This is a genomic window from Acinetobacter sp. 40AMC3-4, assembly GCF_049898185.1.
GTDB lineage: Bacteria > Pseudomonadota > Gammaproteobacteria > Pseudomonadales > Moraxellaceae > Acinetobacter.
In genome coordinates this window covers 36,883-60,514 of sequence record NZ_JAFCXG010000014.1, presented here as the reverse complement: position 1 = coordinate 60,514, position 23,632 = coordinate 36,883, and the positions used below count along the sequence as shown (strand labels likewise).

At 46.5% G+C, this 23,632-nt stretch carries 14 protein-coding genes; 8 read left to right on the top strand and 6 right to left on the bottom strand.

Annotated features, from left to right (window positions below):
* The first annotated feature begins 118 nt into the window (after nt 1–118).
* From ACP7BU_RS13565 to ACP7BU_RS13540, 6 genes are all read left to right on the top strand, one after another.
* Nucleotides 119–2,341 carry a primosomal protein N' gene (locus ACP7BU_RS13565; RefSeq protein WP_425879011.1) on the top strand — a complete coding sequence of 741 codons (2,223 nt, stop codon included), beginning with the start codon at nt 119–121 and terminating at the stop codon, nt 2,339–2,341.
* A gap of 75 nt (nt 2,342–2,416) precedes the next feature.
* The gene (locus ACP7BU_RS13560; protein ID WP_425879009.1) at nt 2,417–4,270 is read left to right on the top strand and encodes a cation:proton antiporter; all 1,854 of its coding nucleotides are present in this window, start codon (nt 2,417–2,419) and stop codon (nt 4,268–4,270) included.
* Nucleotides 4,271–4,320: 50 nt separating this feature from the next.
* Nucleotides 4,321–5,196, top strand: a complete 876-nt coding sequence (locus ACP7BU_RS13555; RefSeq protein WP_004647344.1) for an Hsp33 family molecular chaperone HslO — start codon at nt 4,321–4,323, stop codon at nt 5,194–5,196.
* A 322-nt stretch (nt 5,197–5,518) separates the two neighbouring features.
* Nucleotides 5,519–5,980 carry a DUF2147 domain-containing protein gene (locus tag ACP7BU_RS13550; RefSeq protein WP_148334810.1) on the top strand — a complete coding sequence of 154 codons (462 nt, stop codon included), beginning with the start codon at nt 5,519–5,521 and terminating at the stop codon, nt 5,978–5,980.
* 484 nt (nt 5,981–6,464) lie between these two features.
* On the top strand, nt 6,465–6,794 hold the full coding sequence (locus ACP7BU_RS13545; protein ID WP_004278573.1) for a chaperone modulator CbpM: 330 nt from the start codon (nt 6,465–6,467) through the stop codon (nt 6,792–6,794).
* A gap of 89 nt (nt 6,795–6,883) precedes the next feature.
* Complete coding sequence (locus ACP7BU_RS13540; RefSeq protein ID WP_004729352.1) at nt 6,884–7,147, top strand: YdcH family protein; 264 nt, start codon at nt 6,884–6,886, stop codon at nt 7,145–7,147.
* Nucleotides 7,148–7,285: 138 nt separating this feature from the next.
* Here ACP7BU_RS13540 and pnp read toward each other — a convergent pair whose 3' ends face one another.
* The 5 genes from pnp to ACP7BU_RS13515 all read right to left on the bottom strand — a co-directional run bounded on the left by pnp (nt 7,286) and on the right by ACP7BU_RS13515 (nt 20,487).
* A complete protein-coding gene (gene pnp, locus ACP7BU_RS13535) occupies nt 7,286–9,373 on the bottom strand; it encodes a polyribonucleotide nucleotidyltransferase (protein ID WP_425879270.1) in 2,088 nt (695 codons plus the stop codon).
* A 260-nt stretch (nt 9,374–9,633) separates the two neighbouring features.
* Complete coding sequence (gene rpsO / locus ACP7BU_RS13530; RefSeq protein ID WP_004278577.1) at nt 9,634–9,903, bottom strand: 30S ribosomal protein S15; 270 nt, start codon at nt 9,901–9,903, stop codon at nt 9,634–9,636.
* Between the two features lie 891 nt (nt 9,904–10,794).
* On the bottom strand, nt 10,795–12,576 hold the full coding sequence (gene recD, locus ACP7BU_RS13525; RefSeq protein ID WP_425879005.1) for an exodeoxyribonuclease V subunit alpha: 1,782 nt from the start codon (nt 12,574–12,576) through the stop codon (nt 10,795–10,797).
* Nucleotides 12,577–12,647: 71 nt separating this feature from the next.
* The gene (locus ACP7BU_RS13520; RefSeq protein WP_425879003.1) at nt 12,648–16,772 is read right to left on the bottom strand and encodes a UvrD-helicase domain-containing protein; all 4,125 of its coding nucleotides are present in this window, start codon (nt 16,770–16,772) and stop codon (nt 12,648–12,650) included.
* A gap of 4 nt (nt 16,773–16,776) precedes the next feature.
* Nucleotides 16,777–20,487 (bottom strand): exodeoxyribonuclease V subunit gamma, encoded by a 3,711-nt coding sequence (locus ACP7BU_RS13515; protein ID WP_425879001.1) that lies wholly within the window; start codon nt 20,485–20,487, stop codon nt 16,777–16,779.
* 177 nt (nt 20,488–20,664) lie between these two features.
* Between ACP7BU_RS13515 and ACP7BU_RS13510 the strand changes: the two genes are divergently transcribed.
* A complete protein-coding gene (locus ACP7BU_RS13510; RefSeq protein ID WP_005108051.1) occupies nt 20,665–21,165 on the top strand; it encodes a hypothetical protein in 501 nt (166 codons plus the stop codon).
* A gap of 54 nt (nt 21,166–21,219) precedes the next feature.
* On the opposite strand, the gene pap is transcribed toward ACP7BU_RS13510, so the two are convergent.
* Nucleotides 21,220–22,638, bottom strand: a complete 1,419-nt coding sequence (pap, locus tag ACP7BU_RS13505; RefSeq protein ID WP_004647335.1) for a polyphosphate:AMP phosphotransferase — start codon at nt 22,636–22,638, stop codon at nt 21,220–21,222.
* Between the two features lie 205 nt (nt 22,639–22,843).
* Here pap and ACP7BU_RS13500 point away from each other — a divergent pair, with 205 nt between their 5' ends.
* Entirely contained in the window at nt 22,844–23,548 is a 705-nt protein-coding gene (locus tag ACP7BU_RS13500) for an FFLEELY motif protein (protein WP_425878998.1), read from the top strand.
* The last annotated feature ends 84 nt before the right edge of the window (nt 23,549–23,632 follow it).

Here is a 23,632-nt window from a genome sequence, read left to right as displayed (position 1 = left end):
ACGCTGTTGCGTCAGACCACCGAAATCATTCATATTCTTTGATATAAATTATCTGCTCACTCTAACATAATCGAACTTTAAGCACGACGAAATTTCTTCAGGATCTCCACCCCAAGATATGCAAAATTCTCACACCGATTCCAGTCTACTTTATCGCGTACGCGTTGCTGTACCTGTACATGTATTTGATTGTTTTGATTACACAATGAGTGCAGAACAATTTGAACAGGCGCAGATTGGCGCACGTGTACTGGTATCGTTTGGTCGGCAGAATCTGGTCGGGGTGATTATCGAAAAACTGCCTGCAGACACTCCTCTCGACCCACGCTTTAAGCTTAAGGCAGTAACCGAACTGCTCGATGAACGCGCCATTATAGATGCCAAAGTTTTAAGTTTGTTGACATGGTCAGCGCAGTATTACCAGTTTCCGATCGGTGAAGTCGTCCACAGTGCCCTGCCGACTCTGTTGCGTCAGGGTAAGCCTTATAACCTGCTGGCCCGTACCTGGAAATTACTGGCCCCTGATGCCGAGGCCAAAGTACGCCGTTCGGACAAGCAGCAGGAAGCTTACCGGATTTTAAAACTGCATCCGGTCGGGACCACTGAAAATGTGCTGAACATGGCCGGGATTGAAACCGCGACCTTAAAAGCGCTGGAGAAAAAAGAGATTTGCGCCTGTGTGCTGGAACCACAAGATTTCAATCCGCAGCCGATGCAGCTGGCACAAATGCCGCTTACTGCCAATCCTGAACAAAAACATGCAGTCGAACAGGTATTAAAATATCGCAATCAATATCAGGCTTTTTTACTGGATGGTCTGACCGGCAGCGGTAAAACTGAAGTGTATTTGCAGATCATGGAACAGGTACTGAAACAGGGCAAACAGGTGCTGGTGCTGGTGCCGGAAATCGGCCTGACGCCGCAAACCATCAGCCGTTTTCAGTCCCGTTTTCATTGCCATATTGCGTTGCTGCATTCCGGGCTGAATGATTCCAAACGGCTACAAGCCTGGCAGTCGGCAGAAACCGGCAAAGCCTCAATCGTACTCGGTACACGTTCTGCCATTTATACCCCGATGCCGAATCTGGGCCTGATCATTCTGGATGAAGAACATGACCTGTCCTTTAAACAGCAGGAAGGCTTCCGCTATCATGCCCGCGATGTCGCCCTGTACCGCGGCCATTTACAGCAATGTCCGGTAATCTTAGGGTCAGCCACACCAAGCATTGACAGTTATGCGCTGGTGCAACATGGCAAGATGCAGGCACTGGAGCTGAACCAGCGTGCCGGCACGGCCTTGATGCCCAAAATCCATATTCTGGATTTAAAAGTTGCGCAAAAAAAGCATGGGATTAGCCTGCAATTGATTCAGGACATCAAAAAGCGCCTAGAGAAAAAGGAACAGGTACTGATTTTTTTAAACCGCCGTGGCTATGCCCCCGTCCTGCTTTGTGGCAGCTGTGGCTGGCAGGCGCAATGTCCGCACTGTGATGCCAACTTCACTGTACACCGTCAGCCTTATCAGCATCTGCATTGCCATCACTGCGGTACTATTCACCGTATGCCGGAACACTGCCCGCAATGTCAGCATCAGGAACTGGTTACACTGGGTATGGGCACCGGCAAAGTCGAAGAACATTTAAATGAGCTATTTCCGGATTTTGAGGTGATTCGGGTCGATCGCGATTCCACCAGTCGGGTCGGCAGCTGGCAAAAAATCTATGACAAGATTCAGAAAAGCGAACCGGCGATTCTACTCGGCACCCAGATGCTGGCCAAGGGGCATCATTTTCCTTATGTGACGCTGGTGGCGATTCTGGATATTGATTCCGGTCTGCTGAGTGTGGACTTCCGTGCTACTGAACGGACTGCGCAACTGATCGTGCAAGTGGCTGGCCGTGCCGGACGTGGTGAACATAAAGGCGATGTTTATCTGCAGACCCTCAGACCTGATCATGCCCTGCTGAATACCCTGGTCAATGAAAATTATCGCGTATTTGCCCAGCAAACCTTAAAAGAACGGCAGATGGCCAGAATGCCGCCCTACCGTTATGCCATCCTGATTCGCTGTGAATCCAAGGATCAGGCACAAAATACCGAATTCTTACAGAAACATGCGGCCGCACTCAGGCAATATCCTGATCTGGCGCTGGACATCTGGGGACCGATTCCTGCGCCAATGGAACGCAAGGCGGGGCGCTATCAGTCGCATATGGTGCTATTGTCAGCGGATCGTCCACGTTTGCATTACTATGCGCGCAGCTGGTGGCAAAACATGCTGCATGACAAACCTTCTAGCATGAAGCTCACGCTGGACATCGACCCTCAGGAACTGAGCTAAAAGATATTGCGCCTGAGGATCGGTCTGGAATACAAGACTCCCAGTCTGGATCAAGAATAAATTTAGGGCAGGAAAATGTCGATACTGTTACAAATAACACTGGTTCTGGTCATTGCACTGTTGATGGTGCCACTGAGTAAAAGGCTCAGGTTGCCAAGTGTGTTGGGCTATCTGTTAACAGGGATCATCTTAAGTCCAAGCCTTTTGCATCTGATTCAGGCACCCGAAGTCATGAGTAGTTTCATGCAAGTCAGCCTGATGGCATTGTTGTTCTGGATCGGCCTGCAACTCAGACCACAACGCATTGTGCAGATTAATCCCTCCCTGTGGATGATGGCTGCTTTACAGGTACTAATCAGCACCCTGATTTTCACGCTCATGGCCTGGGTTTTCCTTCAGCAAAGCCTACTCGCCAGCATTGTAATTGGACTCGCCGGCAGTTTGTCTGCCATGACTCTGGTGATTCAACATCTCAATCATCAGGAACAGTTCGCCACCAGTTATGGTCAGCAAGCCTATTCGATCCTGCTGGTTCATTCCCTGTTGGCCATTCTGGTGATTGCAGCTATTCCCCTATTTGCCGGGATTCGCTCGACTGAACATGGGGTGGCCTACTTTGCTGCCCTCATCGCGACGTTGAGCGGTCTGTTCCTGTGTAATCGTTACCTGATGCAGCCGTTGTATCGCTGGATTGCTAAAAGTGGCAGTCACGAATTGCATGCGGTTGTGGCGATTGCGGTGACCCTGGCATTATTAGTATTGATGAATACCCTCGGCCTAAATCTATTTCTCGGTGCTTTATTTGCCGGAATTTTACTGGCAGATTCAGATTTCCGGCCTGCAGTAGAAAGCACGATTCGGCCTTTTCAGGGCTTGTTGATGGGCCTGGCATTCATCAGTCTGGGCATGTCACTGCACTTAGCTGATCTACGCAATTTCCCCTGGATCATTCTCGGCGGCACCCTCACTTTAATCTTGGTCAAGTTTGCAATCAACCTGGCATTGGCGCGTTATCATCAAAATAGCTGGCGCAATAGTACTCTGCTGGCAGCCAGTCTGGCGCAAGGCGGCGAGTTTGCCTTACTGGCACTGGTGATTGCGGTATCCGACCAGATTATTACGGCCAATCTACTGTCCCCCTTGCTTTGGATGGTGAGTTTTTCCTTGCTGCTGACCCCCGCATTTTATTGGTTATTGCATAGCCAGATCTTACCGCGTCTGGATCACCACAATCATCTGGCGGCAACCTTTGAAACCGATCTCAATCCTCAAACCAGTACACCGATTCTGCTGATTGGCTTTGGCCGCTTCGGACAGATTATTGCCCGGATTTTACTGCAGCAGCAACACGCTTTTAGTGTCATGGACAGCAATTTGCCAGCCACTGAACTTCTGGCGCAGTACGACATCCCTTTCTATCAGGCGGATGCAACAGAACCGGAAGCCTTGATACAGACCGGCATTGCTACAGCGCAACAGGTGATTGTGGCGATTGATGATATTGAAGACTCGATGCTGATCGTGCGGCATCTGCGGCTGAATTATCCTGAAACCTGTTTATGGATACGTGCCCGTGACCGGCATCATGTGCATTTATTGCAGGATTTGGGCGTGAAACACATCTGGCGTGAAACTTATCTTTCAGCTTTGGAACTCAGTCAGGCCTTACTAAACCAGCTCAATCCTGACCTCGAAAATAGCCAGCAACAGATTCAAAACTTCCGCGAACAGGATGAAAAACTGCTCAACAGCCAATATCATCTGGATCCGGATGAACATCCAAATTATGAAAATCAGCGGAGCAGTTTAGCCGAACTGGAGCATCTGTTTGCCCAGGATCAACGCCATAAAGCGCAAAAACAAGCTACACAGCAGCAACAGGATACAAACGGCGCAGGAATTGATACGTTAAGAGATGAACTGTCATAACTTGTGTTTTACAATAATGACACCATTAAAGCAGGGTTATGGAGAATTTTATGTCTGATTTACGCCAACGCTTTTTTATTGAAGATAGCCCTGTTCGTGGTGAAGTGGTGCATCTTGAAGAAGCTTTACAAACCATTTTAGCGCAACGTGACTATGCCCCTGCAGTTAAAATCCTGCTAGGTGAAATGCTCAGTGCCACTGCACTGCTGGCCAGCACATTGAAGATTAAAGGGCGTATCAGCCTGCAAATTCAGGCATCGGGCACATTTAAATGGGCTATGGCTGAATGTAACCATTTGGGTGAAGTTCGCGCTCTGGCTGACTATGAAGAAGATCCGCACTTTCTGGTCGGTGAAGACAGTAGTACAGTGTTGAAATCACTCACCTCTCCGGTGCTGTTCATCAATATCGAACCAGAATTTGGTGAGCGTTATCAGGGAATTGTACCCCTTGATAAAGAAAATCTGGCGGGCTGTCTGATGCAATATTATGACCTTTCTGCACAGATTCCGACGCGTATTGTACTGGCAAGTGACCATCAGCGTGCAGGTGGTTTACTGATTCAGTTGTTGCCACGTAATAGTGAAGAAGAACAACGCCGGGTAGATGAAGACCTATGGCCACGTCTGACCATGCTCACAGAGACCCTGAAAACTGAAGAGTTAGTCGGTTTGCAAGCTACTGATATTCTGTACCGTTTATATAACGAAGAAGAAGTGCGTCTGCCAGATACGGAAGTGTTGAAGTTTGGCTGTACCTGCTCTAAAGAGCGTTGTGCAGTCGCTTTACAGCAAATCGGCGTAGAGTCGATCCGTGAAACGCTGGAATTTCAGAATCCGATCGAAATGGACTGTCAGTTCTGTAATAGCCAATATACTTTTACCGCTGAAGAAGCCTTGGGTCTATTTGGTAAACACCTGAGCTAAGCAGTTCTAATCCTTAAGTTTAAAAGCATTCCTAGGAATGCTTTTTTTTATATTTTAAAACCTATGGGACTGAGTTCAACAGAGCGTATTCTCCTACAGTAGAAAACCTGTCTACCCCCTGAATCAAACTCTCCTGTAAATCCAATCCAAAAATTCCAGTTAAATTATAAGATTATTCACATTAACAAAACCTAAATATTCATCATTTTCAAAAAATTATGAGAAAAACTGCACAGTTTATACTCTTGATTTAATTATGCTTTTAAAATAGATTAGAGCAATAATTCTAAAATGAATACATCATCAATTTAACAGGTATGTTATGAGAAAATTATTGAATACTCTAGTAATGGGGATGAGTTTAATCGCAGTTTCTAGCTTGGCCTTTGCCTATGAAGATCCATTATTGGGTAAATGGAAAACCATCGATGATCAATCGGGCTATTCTCGTGCGGATGTGGAAATTCGCAAGAAAGCAGATGGTAGTTATGAAGGGGTAATTGTCGAAACACGCAGCTTGCCTGGCGCAGAAAAAATGGGGATCTGTCATAAATGTCCAGGTCAGCTCAAGAACAAGCCTTTTCTAGGCCTGCCATTTATCTGGGATTTTAAGGCAGATCCGAAAAAGCCACGTGAATACCATGATGGCAAAGTACTTGATCCGATCAGTGGCAAAGTTTATAAGGGCAAAGCACGCTTAAGTGCTAATGGCAAACGTCTGACCTTACGTGGTTATGTGGGGGTATCAGTGATTGGCCGCAGTGTCACCTGGGTAAAATATTAATTTCAGAAAGATTTTCAAAGCCCCTGTATTTGGGGCTTTTTTCTTTGTCATGATTTGAAACAATAAGGTACAAATAAAAACTGTTTTGGGACAGCTAAAGTCATAATAATGGATCGAAGACGGTTATTTTTTATCCATTTATGATGATCAATCTTCAGCCTCGTTCAATTTTGCCCTTTGGTCTGCTTTGCAGCCCTGATATGGCACCCTCTATTCAACACAGGAAAGTGATTGAATACGCTTTGTCGATAACACATAAAATTATAAAAACCACTTCAGCTTTAACCTTCTTTGCCTCGCATGCTGCTGATAAAGATCCGGTCAGACCGACTGATTCATCGACTACCAGCACATCCCGACTCTTCACTCATGATCATTTGAGTCATCACTCTGAGTCTGCATGTCCAAGGATTGGAAAGCGTTCTATTTTAGCACCTTTCCTTTCTCCGGATTTTGCACACTTGGCTGTTTAAGGAGTAGACCCATGACTACGATTCAGTATCAAGAAAGTTTTTCCCACGGTTATACCCCCTCAGAAATTATGGACGATCGTTCATTTGACTTGATCCACTTTGCAGAAGCGTGTGGACAAAGCCCGGAATGGGTCATGCAGTTAATTGAACATGGAATTTTACCCAATCGTTCCACAACCCCGACCAGCACTTTCCTCGGCGAAGATATCTCGCGTGCACAACGCGCCTATCGCCTGCAACGCGATTTTGATGCCTCATTTAGCGCCGTTGCCATGATGCTGGACCTCATTGATGAGGTGCAGGAGTTACGCCGCGAGGTCAAACACTTGCACTTCAAGTAAATCCTTTTCATGTTCTGTCGATCTGCATTTTCAAGTGCAGATCAGAACATATTTATATTTAATTTTATGATTAGAGTATAAGAATCCCTATGAAAACCAAAGATTGCAATAAGAAAATCAAATACATGTTTCCCGAATACCGCGACTTGATTGTGCAACTTCGCGAGGAAAATCCCTATTTTGCCAAGTTATTCGAGGAACATAACGAGTTGGACAAAGAAATCAGCCAGCTTGAACTTGATCCAGTCAATCATATCAACAATGATATTGAGGCGATCAAGCGTAAAAAACTGAAATTAAAAGATGAAATTTATCGTTTGTTAAAAAGCTCTGAAGCGGACCCCTTGACCTGAGATCAACTGGACACCACATTCAGACCAATACTGACGCATAAAAAAAGCCCTAAGCCAGCCAAAGTAAACACTTTGACCAAGCTCAGGGCTTTTTTATTCTTATTCACACGAGTTTTCCCATGTGAATACTTTTAAGAATTAAACTTGTTCGATGTCTTTCATCGTTAATTTAATACGGCCACGGTTATCAACATCCGCAACCTGTACTTTTACTTCCTGACCTTCTTTCAATACATCTGCCACGTTCGCAATGCGTTCGTTTGAGATTTGAGAGATGTGAAGTAAGCCATCAGTACCTGGCAGGATATTTACGAACGCACCGAATTCAACAATACGAATCACTTTACCTGTATAAATTGTACCTGGCTCGATTTCAGCCGTAAGTGCCTGAATCTTGGCAACTGCAGCTTGCGCAGCCGCTTTAGTTTCACCAAATACGCGAACTGTACCGTTATCTTCGATATCAATCGCCGCTTTAGTTTCTTCAGTAATTGCACGAATGGTCGCGCCGCCTTTACCGATCACATCACGGATTTTATCCGGGTTGATGTTGATCACCTGGAATGTCGGTGCGTGCATCGAAATTTCAGGACGCGCACGTGAAATCACCTGGTTCATCTCATTCAAGATGTGCATACGACCCGCATAAGCCTGGTTCAATGCAGATTCCATGATCTCTTCAGTGATGCCTTCGATCTTTATGTCCATTTGTAGCGCAGTAATACCGTTTGCAGAACCCGCTACTTTAAAGTCCATGTCGCCCAAGTGATCTTCATCACCCAAGATGTCAGAAAGAACTGCGAAACGCTCGCCTTCTTTCACTAGACCCATCGCAATACCTGCAACTGGCGCTTTAAGTGGAACACCAGCATCCATCAATGATAATGAAGCACCACATACAGACGCCATTGAAGACGAACCGTTTGATTCAGTGATGTCAGAAACGATACGGATCACGTACGGGAAGCGATCAGCCGCAGGAAGAACTGCTTGAACACCACGACGTGCCAAACGACCGTGACCAATCTCACGACGCTTAGGACCAGATTCACGACCTGTTTCACCTACAGAGTATGCAGGGAAGTTGTAGTGCAACATGAAGTTGTCAGTTTTTGTACCTGCAAGGGTATCAACCATCAACGCATCACGTGTATTACCCAAAGTCGTTGTGACCAAGGCCTGAGTTTCACCACGTGTGAACAATGCTGAACCGTGTGCACGATCCAATACGCCTACTTGTACGTCGATTGCACGAACAGTTTTGGTATCACGACCATCGATACGTGGCTTACCAGACAGGATGTTGTCACGAACGGTACGGTATTTAAGGTCTTCGAACAGCTCATTTACTTCTTCTGCAATGCCAGTTTCGTCATTTTCAGGAACGAACTGTGCAACTGCTTCTGCATAAAGCGCGTCAAGTGCCGCATAACGGTCTTGCTTAACTGCAATCGTGTAAGCTTCAGAGATTTTCGCTTCGAATGCTTCTTTCAATTTACCAAGAAGTTCTTCGTTTTTAACTGGAGCAACCCAAGTTGATTCAACCGCGCCTGCAGCTGCAGCAAATTCTTTGATCGCCTGGATCGCAATTTGCATTTCGTCATGACCGAACAATACAGCGCCCAGCATTTGGTCTTCTGAAAGTTCTTTCGCTTCAGATTCAACCATCAATACTGCAGTTTCAGTACCCGCAACAACAAGATCAAGATCAGACTCTTTAAGTTGTTCAAGGGTTGGGTTCAGGATGTATTCACCGTTGATTAAACCAACGCGCGCGCCACCAATCGGACCACGGAAAGGTGTACCAGCAATAGACAATGCAGCTGAAGTACCCAACATTGCAGCAATGTCAGCATCCATGGTTTTATCAGAAGAAATAACAGTAGCTGTTACTTGAATTTCGTTGAAGTAACCTTCCGGGAACAACGGACGAATTGGACGGTCAATCAGACGTGAAATCAAAGTTTCAGCTTCAGACTGACGGCCTTCACGCTTGCCATAACCACCCGGGATACGACCAGCAGCATATTGCTTTTCTTGATAGTTTACAGTCAATGGGAAGAAGTCTTGACCTGCTTTTGCTTTAGGTTGTGCCACAACAGCAACAAGTACTTGTACGCCGCCCATGGTGATCACAACAGTGTTTGCCTGACGGGCAACACGACCTGTTTCCAAGATAACGTTGTGCTGACCGAATTGGAATTCTTTACGAATAATATTAAACATTGACATGTTTTATTTTTTCCTAGTTCTTGTGAACAATTATTCTAGTGGAGACCCCTAAGGTTTGGCATTCATGACCATATGGGCGAGTAAATGACAAAGCTTAGAAGCCGACCTCACCAGATTAAATACTATTTTTAAACACAAAGAAGGAGCGAAATATTCGCCCCTTCCACAGACCTAGCCATAAGCCAAGCCAACTTTAGTTTTCAGCAATACAGCACAAAGCATGCAATAAACCCGAAAATAAAGTTTAAATCGAATTAACGACGTAAACCTAAAGCACCGATCAATGCTACATAACGACCGTGGTCTTTACCATTTAGGTAGTCAAGAAGCTTACGACGTTGGTTAACCATACGGATCAAACCGCGACGGCTATGGTGGTCGTGTTTATGCTCTTTAAAGTGACCTTGTAAGTCATTGATTTGAGCAGTTAAAAGAGCTACTTGAACTTCTGGTGAACCAGTGTCGTTTTCAGCGCGAGCGAATTTAGCCATGATCTCTGCGCGATCTGCGTTAGTTAAAGCCATTCGATTTCTCCGAGATGCTTATATATTTTGATAAAAATCAAAGTGATGAGAATTCAAAACCTTGACTGCCGTGCATCACTACAGCAAGTTGCATATTTTAAGGGAAAACGCATCAAATTGCAAAAATAGATCCAGATTTTTGCATGGCTTTGGTCGCTCATTGATGCAGTTCAGATCCGATGACTCTTGTCCCCCAAAGATTCGGGTTTTGCATTATTTTAGTGAAATAAATCCAGAATGAATTAAATATAGAAATTCCTTTGAAAAGCCAACAAACCCTTTAGCTCGCGTGAATCTTCCGCTGCTCTCCATAAAATGGATAAAAAAAAGCCCGAGTAAACTCGGGCTTTTTGGCGCTGTAGTTCTTTCTCTTATCATTATTATTTATTGTATTATTATGGCGTTTTACGCTTATTATTATTTTCAAACATCCTGTTGAAAAATCATCTTCCTTGTGTGGTAGATTTTGCCACATTCCCACCAGACAACTAGAGGTATTTGCCTCATTTTACTGTAAGCCATTTCGTACATCATAGGGTAAAAATTTGCATAATGTTACACAGCTCTCGTTTTATTTAACGCTATTTACTTAAGTTTACTGGCTAGGGCTGAAAAATTTTGCTAAGAAATTAGGATAAAAATCCAGCAAGATTCCTATAAAAAATCAGGATATAAAAAAGCCTTGTAGTCTCTCCCAAAACTACAAGGCTTAGCGGCTGTAAGTTTCCTCTTTCACTTACTTCACTGTAAGTTCGCTGTCTACCGACATTATTATTATCATTATACGATTATGCTCAACTTTCCGTGTTGAGTTATTTTGTAGAACCAATCTTCTCAAAAACCGAGCAAAAGCTCTATGCGTCAATTTCCTGAATCCTTGTAAGCTTTTACCTACAAGATTTGATTATTTTTGCCAATTAAATTACTAGATTTTTCAATGATTTTTTGGCTCAAACCACTTTTCCGGATGGTTCTGACACAAAGTGCTTGTGTAAAAGCATCATAATCTACCAATAAACTGACCACTTTTTTGGCTCGAGTAATTGCAGTATAAATCAACTCTTTGCTCAATAAATTTTTTGCATATTGATCCAGCACCACTGCCGTATGGGCAAACTCTGAACCTTGAGATTTGTGAATGGTTAGCGCAAAAGCAGTTTCAATGCTTTTAGGTAAACGGGTGGCTAATACCCATTTTTCCAGACTCGGAAAATACACTTCAAACTGACGCTGACCAGACTGTTCACGTAAAAAACAGATGCCAATATCACCATTGGACAGCCCCAACTGATAGTCGTTATAACTCATCATGACGGGGCGTCCGACATACCAGTCGCCCTGTTTCAACTGCCCTTGGGCTGCTAAAAAGCGTTGCTCAATCTGCAGGTTGATCTTGATCAGACCCAAATCACCAGAACGGATTGCTGTTAAAATCCGGTAATCATCAAAAGTTTTGACTACCTGTTGCACATACTGCTCAAAATCAGCTGAGTTTCGTTCTGTTTTTATGGCCTGTATATAAGCCTGATAACCATACATCAGCTGGTCATAATACTGATTCAAGTTATGCGCGGTCTGTTCGGCGCCAGCGAGCAGGTACTGCAGCTGCAAATGGTCGATCTCAACCTGATCCAAATCGATCGCCTGTAACTCACTGGCTGCTAGAATCTGTTGCTCAAATTTCTGCAAGACGTGAGAAGGCTCATGATTCTGCTGGATAAACTCCGCCATTGCGCCAATCTTGGCCCCAGTCGCAAAACGTCGTGTGGTGATTAAATTGACCCGGTTATCTTCCAGAGTCGCTACTTGCTGTAAATCTGCCAATACCGTTCCCACATCCACAGAGGCCAGCTGATCTGCATCACCGAGTAAAATCAGCCGTGCATGAGACGGTACGGAGGCCAGTAACATCTGTGACAGGTTTAAATCCAGCATCGAGGCTTCGTCGACCACGATCACATCATAAGGCAGAGGCTGCTTGGCATGAAAGCGTGGCTGTCCGCGAGTGCCCAGACCCAATAAGCGATGCAGGGTGACCGGTTGTAACTGTTTTAATTGTTCTAGCTCAAACTGTTGTAACGCTTCACTGTGCAAGGCTTTTTGCAGTGCTTCTTTCATGCGCTGTGCGGCCTTTCCGGTAGGTGCTGCCATGGCAATCCGGATATTTGGCAAGGCTTCATGCAGGACCGCAATCATATGCGCCAAGGTATAGGTTTTACCGGTACCCGGACCGCCGCTAATAATATTCAGCGCCTGCCGCGCAACCATTTCCAGTGCCAATTTTTGCTGTGGATCTGACAATAAATTGCGATCACGTTCGGATAAATCAATAGCGGCAACCGGTTGGGCTTTAATCCGAGCAATATGTGAGGCTACTGCCTGTTCCAGTTGCCAATAGCGATACAGATATAAATGCTGATCTGCACAAATAAATGGTGCAATTCCTGTACTTTGCTGACGGCGATCTAGAACCAGATTATGTAATAGGGCAACCTGCTGAGGATCAACCTCGATACAGCTATCCCCTGCCTGTATCGCCTCAAGCAGTTGCTGAATCAAGAATTTTGCTGCCGGATCAAATGTAGCCGTACTAAACGGCGGCTGACACAAATAGTCAATCCAGGCCATTAAATTGGAGTCTTGCTGCGACACGTGATTCTGCTCATTTTCCACACAGTTATCCTCAAAGTTATCCACAGGATAATTTTCTGTTTAATCTCTATATATATTATAAAACTGCAAAATCATGCTGATTTTTTCTGCTCAAAATAGCCCAGTATTTGATCCAGTTTTTCTATGAATTCCAGGCTCGGTTGCCAATGATAAGCCCCTTGCTGGACCTGTCCATTCATCCCGCGCAAATACAAATAGGTTGCGCCGCCCAGATGCTGTGTGATCGAATAACCCTGCATATTGGCACTCAGATAACGATGCAGCCCCACCAGATACAAAGCGGCCTGCAACCAGTAACTGGACTGGCTCATATTCTGCTGAATCGCCTCAGCACTATAGTGCTGCTGATCAGGGCCGAGGAAGTTACTTTTATAATCGGCAATATGGTAGCGCTGGCCATCGAAATACACCAGATCGATGGAACCGGTCAGATATCGCGCCGATTTGGCCTCATTAAAATCGCTCATGACTATGTCATGTCCGAGAAAAAGCTGATGGATTTGCCGAATCTGCAAAGGGGCATCGGTCAAGGACAGATAAAAAGGAAATTCTGACAGATACTGTTTAGCCTCCAGCTGCGCCAAAGCAAAATCTACCTGAATCGGAGTGGCCAGAATGTCATGTACCCAGTCATGCATCAGGTTCAGCAAAATATCTTCTGTAATCTCGTCCAACAAGCCATCAAAAGCAGTCTGGAAAATACTGTCCACATTCAGCGATTCAGTGCTTGCAGAGCGTGTGAGCTGGGCCAATTCCTGTTCAAAAAACTGGATAAAGGCGTCATCCTCCAGCCCATCGAAATACACCTGAAACTGACCTAAAAATTCTAGCAGACCCGAACGATCGAGCTGTTGTGCCGAGTGAAACAGCTGCTGCCATTGCTGGCGATAAGCTTTGCTTTGGTCATGCAGGCGAATTCCGGTCAATAACTTATAGTTCAGGCTGGACAATACGCGCTGCATACTATGACGCAATTCCTCGGCTTTGAAATCTGCCTGAGCTGTGGCCTGAAACAGGGTTCGCAGATTCACCACAGCGGCCTGATAATGCAGGGAAAAGGCCTGTTCCAGTACACTACGTATATGAAAAGCCTGTTCAAATTTTTCTTTCAGTTCCTGCCAGATTTGCGGTGCGGTATTTTTAAAACGGCGCCGGATTTCCAGATTCCAGTAACTGCTGTCCTGAAAATCGATATGTTCAAAAATGCTGTGCAAGAAAGTTCCGGCCACTGTACCTTTAGGAAAATTCAGCCTAATCCAGTCTAAGGGCACGGCTGCTGGCTGTTCTTCCAGACCGGTAAAATGAATTTCATCGGCGGCACTATCGGGCTGTTCTGAAGCCATGACCAGATCGTCCTGCAAGATATGTCCATGTAGCTGATGCTGTGACAAAGCCGTAAAACTGGTTTTGGTTCGCGGATAAAACTGCCGCTCTGGCAAAGGTTGCGCCCGCATGTCGACCTGATGATGGCTCGACTGCTCGACCAGACGCGGTGGTTCCTGAGACAGCGGCTGCTCGACCAGACTTAAAGCATGTTGAAACAGTTGATCTCCCTGACCACGCCAGAAGGCCAGCCCGGAATCAGACTGTGCGTTCTGGTCCTGCAGCATGGCATATACCCGGTGACTGGCACGGGTCAGCGCCACATACCAGAGTCGGTGGTTTTCGGCAGCATTACGCGCTGCATTCTGCAGAATCGCCTGCTCATGTAAATTCTTGTGATTCACTGCAATCACCCGGGATTGTTCCAGAATGTTGTCCTGTTCAGACGCAGACAGGGAAAAATTCAGATTGCCTTTATTCACATCAAAAGCAGCATCTGCTCCCAATAAAAACACCACTTTAAATTCCAGCCCTTTGGAGGCATGAATGGTCATCAGCTGCACCCCATGATCCCCAGACAGCTTGCGTTCTTTTTCGCTGTCCTTGCCTGAAGGTGACTGAAGCTGGCGCAAATACCAGTGATAGAGTTTTTGCGCCCCCTGATAATATTCACTCTGCTGGCTCAGCATCTCGGTCAGATGGCGTAGATTGACCACTACCCGCTCATTGTCCAGACTTTGACTGGCCACCAGATTGGTCCAGACCTGAAACAGATTCAGTGCATAATTCCAGGCGGTCAAAAAGCCTTTCTCAAACCACATTTCCCGAATTATATCCAGATCCGCAATATAGCGACTGAGGCCTTCACTCTGCTCCTGTAATTCGATCAGTTTTTTCAGATTGAAGCCCAACAGACGAGTCAGCAAGGCCCGCTTGACCTTGGCCTCATTGAAAGGATCCATGATCGCCGTCAATACTGCCGCGACATCCTGAGCGATTGGACTGGCGAACACGCTCTGTTTGGATTCTTTATAGGAGGGAATGCCCATACGCTGCAGACGCTGCTTCACCTGTTCCAGAGCAAAATGCCCAAATCCCAACACGGCAATATCATCTGCGCTCAGGCTTTGCTGATGCTCTTGCTGCTGAAAGTACAGTTGCTGCTGGGCAGACTGATTCAGCAATGCACGGATTTTCCAGGCCACCTGGTCTGCTTCCAGGTCCGATTCACCTAGCTGAATCCATCGTAAGGGCTGCGGGTTGATCCTGCCCATATCGACCAGATCTGGATGCGGGCGACTACCGGCCTGAATCAGGGTGTACTGCACCTGTTCGCCAAAATCCATTTGCCGCTGGAACAGTGCATCAACCACTTCTACGAGCGGTTTGACTGACCGATGGTTCTGCATCAGGGTATATTCGCGGCCCTGTTTATGCAGCACATCGGCATGTGCCTTGTTATAGGTGAGCATATCGCCGCCACGGAAACCGTAAATTGCCTGTTTCGGATCACCGACCATAATCATGCAGCCGGACTGCACCCGGTTGGCATCACGCCAGATCTTGGCCAGCAAATCATCCTGATCCTGATTGGTGTCCTGAAATTCATCGACCAGAATCAGCGGATAACGTGCCTGTACAAACTGGGCAAAACGCTGTCCCTGCTGGCCTTGCAATGCTTCCGCCAATGTACGAATTTGCTGGGAAAAAGTGGTTTCACCCTGCTGCTGCAAGGTTTGTGGCAAACGGGTCTGCACACTTTGAATAATATGAAATTCCAGATAGGTCGTAAGCTGTTGCAGCTGCTCATCCAGATACTGTTTGACCTCACACAGCGCATCAATTGCCACGATCAGACTATGTTGCAAAATCAGCTGCTGCTCTGCATCCGGACAGCTTTTGTTAAAGACCTGAGTGGTCGGCTGGAAATCGGTTTTCTTGCGGCGCAAATGGCACAGATTCAGTAAAATCGGCTGCAATTCAGCATCAAAGAAACTCATGCCACCCTGATTTTTCAGGGCTGCGCTCCAGGTCATAAAGTTTTCACAAATTTCGGTTAACTTGGTCAAAAAACTCTTGTGAAAATACTTCGGACTTTCCTGACAATAACGCCGCATCACGGCAAGATCATGCTCCTGAATATTTAATAATTGGCTAATACAGGCTTCCAATTTGTTCAGGTCACATTCAGCCGGTTCGATCTTGCGAAAATGCTGCTTACTGAAATTCAGGGCATCACGCACCAGCCCGGTATAATGCTCCACCGGTTTCAGCAGATTCTGGACATACAGATGATTGACCATATATTGCGGCTGTTGCTGAATCCAGTCACGCAGCACATCATGAATCAGCTGCTGGATATACAGATCCTGATCTTCGGTCAGTTCTGCACGTTCAATCTTGCCACTTTCAAATGCAAATTCACGTAACAGTTTCTGGCTAAAGCTGTCCAGGGTGCCAACAAACAGTTCATCCAGCTGGTTCAGCACCAGACGTAAACGGCGACGGGCATAATCCAGCCGTGAACCATAATCTTTCAGTACCTGCTGAAATAAAGGATCGGTTTCATTCTGGATTTTTGCTGTGATTTCAACTGAATTGAGCTGCTGATGACGCTGGATATAAGCCAGCGTTTCCTCGATGCGAAGCCGTACCCGGTTTTTCAGTTCAGCCGTGGCCTTACGGGTAAATGTCGTCGCAATCACCTGATGCGGATAATACTGGTCCAAAAAAATCCGCACCATCAGACTGGATAGCGTATAGGTCTTGCCGGTGCCTGCCGAGGCTTCAATCCAGTGTAGGCCACGGAACTTCATGTCCTGAATCGGATTGGTGGAAATGGCTGTTTGCATCTGCTGCTTTAAGAAAGTCATACGGCTATTTCACCCACTCCAGATGTTGATGAATCGGCGCATACAGGCCATGGGCAAAATCATGACAGCAGTTTTGCAAGGCCAGATCCGGATCCTGATCTTGCAAAATAAATTGCCAATCCTGATGCAAGACACTAGATTCACTCGAAGTCAATGGCTTAGCTGTTTTAGGACTATAACTGTTGTTCCAGGCTTCCAACAATTCCTGCATTTCCACAATGGTCATTTTACCCTGTTCATTCTCGGCCCACTGCCACTCTTTTTTCATCAGTAATTCTGCCGGCAAGACCAGCGGCTGCTGTTGACCAATTTCCCAGGCCTTTAACCAGAGCTGCAAATACTCATGTGCCTTGCTCGAACTCAAGCCAGAAAACTTCAGGGTTTTATTACTGAAAATGACAATGCGCTCCAGTTCTGGTGAGCGTGCATCGTCATTCAAGTAAGCCAGCCATAGCAGATACTCCAGCCAGATCTGGGCACGGCGTTTTTCCGAGGCCGAAGAGGATTGCATACTCAGCCAGTAGCTGCTGTGTGGAACCTGAGGCACGTTTATATGAATGATCAGTTCAGGACTGAACTGCAGGGATTGTTGGGTGACTGGCGTCAGTTCTTTGCCCAACTGTAGCAAACGTTCTTGCAATAACTGCTGTTCCTGCTGGCTGCCCAGCCAGGTGGCTTGCTGGGTTTTGCCCACCGGCAAACGGTCTAGCATCAGGTTTGGCTCAATCTCCTGCTCTTGTTGTAACAGGAAATCCCGCACCTGATACTGTTCCAGCTTGTTCAATAATAAGGGTTCCCGGGAACTCGGCAAATCGGCATAGCGAATCGTGGAAACCCCGATACTTTTCAGGAACAGGCGCGCCGGGAAAATCATATCGCGAATCCATTCATCGCCTTTGAGTACCCGGATTTCTTTTTGTTCTAGTGCCGGATAATGTGCATTAATCCAACTGCTGCGTTTGCCTTCGGCACTGCGGATATATTCTGCCACTGCAAACCACTGATCCTGATAACGTGGTGTCTGCATATCTGCGAATCCGGCTGGATCAAAAGGCTGCAAGGGATGTACATGATAAAGCTGCTGGATATGTTGAGCGACTGACAGACCATGAATATCCACCATCGGATCGACTTCGACATCCGGCTGTTCAGACTGGCAGATCAGCGCGATATGTTGAACCAGTTCCTGCAAGGCAGTGGATGGATCGCGAGCCTCACCATCCTCCAGATCAAAGCCATTGTAGAACAGCCATAGATTTTCCTGTGCCAGCAGCAAGGCATCCAGAAAAGCGCCCTGCTCGTCATCCAGACGGGAACGGTCACCGAGTTGCGGCTTCAGGCTGCGCATCAGGTCAAACGGAACCTGTTGATTACGGCTCGGAAATTTACCGCTATCCAGATTCAGCATCACCACCAGTTTATAAGGCAATGGACGGATCTGGCCAATCTGGCTAAAAGTAATCTGTCCGGTCGGTTCAGCCTGATCCAGCTGCATCTCCAGGGTATTCTGAATTTCTTCCAGCACATAAGGCAGAGGCAGACTGAGTGCCACCAGTTCCTGACTGGCATGCGGATCATCCTGATCATGATAATCAGCCAGGGTCAGCATCCGCATTTGCTTGTCGATAATCTCGGCAACGGTTTTGAGCGATTCCACGCCAGCATCACGGAACTCGTTCAGATCGGCGCGCAGATATTCCAGCCAGGTTTTGACTGGCGTGCGCTGTCCGGTTTCATGCAAAGTCAGCCAGTCACGGCGCTCTACCAGATCCTGATAAATCCGGATCAGGGTGGATATCAAGGGAAAATCACTGGTCAGAACCTTGGCATAACTCAAGGTGTCCTGAAACAGGGTATGTTCAGGAATCGCCAGACCCAACGCCAGACGGTCCAGCGCGAATTTAAAGCTAAACCGGTAATCCTCATCGCCTGCGCTCAGACTTTGCTGTAAATGCTGCTGGTCCAATCCACGCTTGAAGCCAGCATCTGTCAGCAACTGCAACATCCGTTCTACCTGACTATAGTCCAGAGCATAATACTGCTGGGTCGCATTCAGGCTGAGCCAGTCGGCAAAGTCCTCAATACTGAAACGGCGACGTACCCACTGAATCCGGCCCAGTACCGCGCGCCAGGCATTGCTGACATCCAGACGCGACACCCCGGCAATCTGGATCGGTAAATACAGGTTATCTTTTTGCAGGCGTTTGCTGCCGGTTTCGCGCTCACGCGGTGGTGGCGCAAAGACACTGCGAATTGCCGGTTCCAGTTCTTTCAGACTTGGCGTCAACACCAGAATATCACTTGGTTGACGCGGCGCTTCTTCAGTGCCTTGAGCCAGCCAGTGAATCAGCTGTTCTTTGAGGACTTCCAGCTGACGTAATGAAGAATGACAGACATGAATCTGTACAGAATCATCGTCAGGGCTTAAAGCATATTGATGCTGTTCAGGCTCGAGTAAATACAGAATATCTGACTGGATTTTGGCCAGCAGTTTATTTTGATATTCATCGACAAAGACATCGGCCCAGAGACCCTCTTCCCCCGAAGACAGTTTAGAGAGTAGAGAAAAATGATCCCGTGCCTGCTTGCCGAATCGGGTCAGAAGCGGATGCCGCGATTCCCGGTCTTCGGCATTAAAGTTCAGCTGCTTGATCCTGAAGTCTTTTATTTCCGCATCATTCGGTTTACGTTGACGGGTCTTTTCAAAACGCTGAATAAAGCGCTCTTCCCGCTGCAAATCAAACCTGGCTTTCCAGTCAGGATCGACACTGTCGGCCCAGTATTCCTGCGAGGGGTTGAAGTGAAAAATATAGATATCAATGTATTGCCCCAGACGGCGTAAAAAATCCAGCTGGCTGGGTGGCAGTTCTAGCAGGCTAAATACCACAATCTGGGCCGGTAGTCGTTTTAGAGCCTGGGCGCGGGTTTCTGCATTCTCCAGCCGCTCCCAATACAGGCGTTCAATCTCCAGGATTTTGGCATAGTCATCCTGAAATACATGCTGCCACAACCAGCGTTGCCAGGCTTCCAGTTCACGCGCCTGAATCTTGACAAAATCCGCCACCTGCATCTCATGGCCATTTTCATCTTTGGGGCTATAGATCATTTGCTCGATATCGAGCGCAATATCCTGCCCCCAGGACTCTAACCAGTTACTCGGACAACTACAGTTGTTTGGAGGACAGTTACGCGCGCAATAACCACGATAATCCATATAATGGCTAAACAAACGCGACACCTGCTCGGCTACCCAGTACAGCATGCTCTGTTTTTTCAGCTGCTTCTCTGTACCCTGCTCCAGCCGGTCAGCACTGTCATAAATCCGCTTCACAATAGAATACAGCGGATGATCGACGTCTAAAGGAATCTGTTCAGGCAGAATACATTTACGCAATGCCTGAAACACGCGCCATTTGATGATAATGCGCGGAATATTGGCTTCACGGACCTGCTCCACTTCTTTAGGCGCATTCAATACCCATTGATAGGAAGTCCATTGAAAGGCGCGAATCCGGTGATGAAACTGGGTATTGGCGCTAATACCTTTTTTCTCGGCAATTTTCTGGGTCAGCCAAGTTTCTACTGCCGGAGATGGCACAATAAAATGCCGGGTTTGTAACACCTCAAATGGATTCCGGGCAGTCTGGTTGACAATACGCAGCATACTATCCAAAAGCACATCAATACGTTGACTCTGAATAACATGGATGGCCATTGGTTCCCCTGAACTGCTGAATGTGGTTTTTACTACAAAATGATAAAGATTATTTACTATACATCCCGAGCGCTCTATGACACTTTAAAACCACACTTCAGTCGAAAAATTTCTTTGAAAAAAGCATCTTAAAGATGCTTGAATAGAAAAAAACAACATAGAGCTTAGGTAGTGCCCATGAAATTAGATAAAATTCCTGAACGTCTCGATCCGAGCCTAGATTTAGAACAAATCCGCGACGAATGCTTGGAACTCACCAAAAAACGCGCCTACTATTCTGCTGGTGCTGCCGTGATTCCGGTACCTTTTATGGACGTGGTCATTGATGTCGGCATCTTGTCGCAATTGATTCCCGAGATCAATGCCCGCTTCGGCCTGTCCCCTGAGCAGATCAGTGTCTACGATCCGAAAACCCGTCAAATTCACTGGCAAGAGCTGCGTAAACGTGGCGTAGAATTTTCCGGTCTGGTGGTCGCACGTACGGCAGTTAAAAAATCTTTGAACAATGTTGCAGCGAAAGTGATGATAAAGCAAGTCACAAAATTCATTCCGCTGGGTGGTCAGCTGGTGGCCGCAAGTCTGGGTTATTTTGTCATGAAAAAAATTGCCGATGCTCATGTGCAAGACTGCTATCGCACCGCTAAAAGTATTCAGCAAAAACAGGTCGCCCAAGGTTAATCCTGTTTAAGCTAAATATTTTTAAACTGTTTAAAATTCTCTACTTCAGGCAGATTATTCTGCCTGAAGCTGTTTTAAAATAGCCTTTAATACTTCGACCCGTGCGGTATGTTTATCATCAGACGCGATAATGTGCCAAGGCGCTTCCTCAGTCGAAGTATGTTCAAACATATCGGCTGCCGCTTTCAGATAATCGTCCCAGCGCTCCCGGTTACGCCAGTCTTCTTCAGTAATTTTAAAACGCTTATGCGGTGTATCTTCACGCGCCTTGAACCGTGCTGCCTGTTCCTCTTTAGAAATGGCCAGCCAGATTTTCACAATCACCGTTTGATGCTTGACCAGGCTCTGTTCAAAACGGTTAATTTCCGCATAAGCTCGCTGCCATTCTACCGGACTAGAAAACCCTTCTACCCGTTCTACCAATACCCGACCATACCAGGAACGGTCAAAAATGCAGATATCATCATCGGTTTGCAGCTTGGTCCAGAAGCGCCATAAATAGGGACGGCTCAGCTCAAATCTTTCTGGTGCAGCAATGGTATGAATTTCATATTCACGTGGATCCAGTTTTTTGACAATTCGCTTGATCGCGCCGCCCTTGCCGGCAGCATCCATGCCTTCGAACAGAATCACCACATTACGCGAATCGGAACGCATGGCTTTGGCGACCTTCGCGGTTAATTTTTTTAGTTCCGGTTTGTAATCTTCTGGCTGGGCTTGAGTCTTGGAAGGATGTTTTAACTGCTCGGGAATCTTGGCCTGCTTCCATCTTCCCTTGGCTCTGGCGGGATGATCCGGACAATGTTTCAAGGCACTCAGGATATACTGGGCAAATTGCTGGTCGCGCTGCTGCTCATCTTCGCCATCAATAATGAACCAGTCCTCGGTAAAGCGCTGACGCAGGCGCTGCAAGGTGTCATATTCTTTGCGATTGCGCCAGTCCAGACCATGCAGTTGATGCCAGTGAGTTTCACTCGGATCCATGGCATCCAGACGTTTTTGCAAGACTTTCCAGGACAGGTCAAACCAGACCTTGATCACATCGACATGGTTATTTTTCAGGTCCTGTTCAAAGGCCTGCATCTCTTGCAGATATTCATCAAACTGTGCATCACTCAGCGGGCTTTCAGCTTGCATGGCACTGCCGAGCAGATCGCTATACCAGTTACCAAACAGCACCATGATCTGGCCTTCGGCAGGAATAAAACGTGCATAAGGTTGCCACAAGGTCTGCTTCGGGCCGGCTAGCTGAGGCTTATCGGCTTTCACACGCAAATAGCGCGGATCGACCCATTCACGTAACTGTTTAACCGCTTCACCCTTGCCGGCCAGTTCAATGCCATTCACCAGAATCACCAGACTTTTGGCATTTTTCTGGCCCCGGGTCTTTTTTAAATTATATTGGGCATCAATCAGCTCGACAGACAGCTGATCTTCATCCATTAACTGAAATTGTGGTTGTTCCATACGCATCTTCAACCCTGATCTTTTATTCTGTTTGCAGTATAGCGAGGAGTTTCAGCGCAAAAATAGCTCTGGCAACGTTTTTCACACGATTAAATTGGCTATTTAAACAACAGATTGACATACAAATGCCCGATCTCTGTTCAATTTGTCATAGCAGGATTGTCCGGCAGCCTCTAAGATTCTTGCATCCTCCAATGATAATTGAAGCCTCATGTCCAAACTTGCCGTACTCGATGATCTGTTAGCGCATTATTATCAATTGGCTTATCACACCCGGCCTGACATTTTAAGCCGTTTACAGGATGTGCAGGCCTGGCAGAAAGTCCGCATGCAGCGCACTCATCGCGCCCATTTTGCTGAAAAACAAAACCTGTTGATGTCCGAATATTTCCTGAACCGTCTCTACGGCGGTGCTGAATTTGATGCGCTGGCAGAACAGATTGCCCGGCTGATGAAATATGCGCATAAAGCAGAAAAAGTTATTCCGGAAAATGCCATTAAAACCGGCACCTCAGGCGTAGAGTTGGCTATTCTGGCGGTACAGCTGGATGAACAGGTCGCGATTCAGTTATTACAGGATTATCATCCACATGAACCGCTGACTGACGAGATGATGCGCCTGACCTATTTGAAACTGGATCAGGGTGAAGCACGCCTGAAACAGTTAGCCCTACTGGATCAGCTCGGTATGAGTCTGGATAAATATATGCGTTCATTTGTGGTCTATACGGCCTTTAAAATGTGTAAGGGCGCGGCGAATAAATATAACTTTCAGGTGATGTATGAATTTATGCAGGATGGTTTTCTGGCCATGAAGCCACTCAAATCGGCAGAAAAATTTGTACGCGCGTTCACGGCAACCGAACGCCAGATTATCGAGAAAGTACATTCTGGCGATCCGCTACCATTTCAGTAAATACCCGATGAGTATTTCTGCCAAGCGTGAATTTTTCTGTATATTATTCATAACAATTGCATCATGATTGCTGAATAAGCCTTT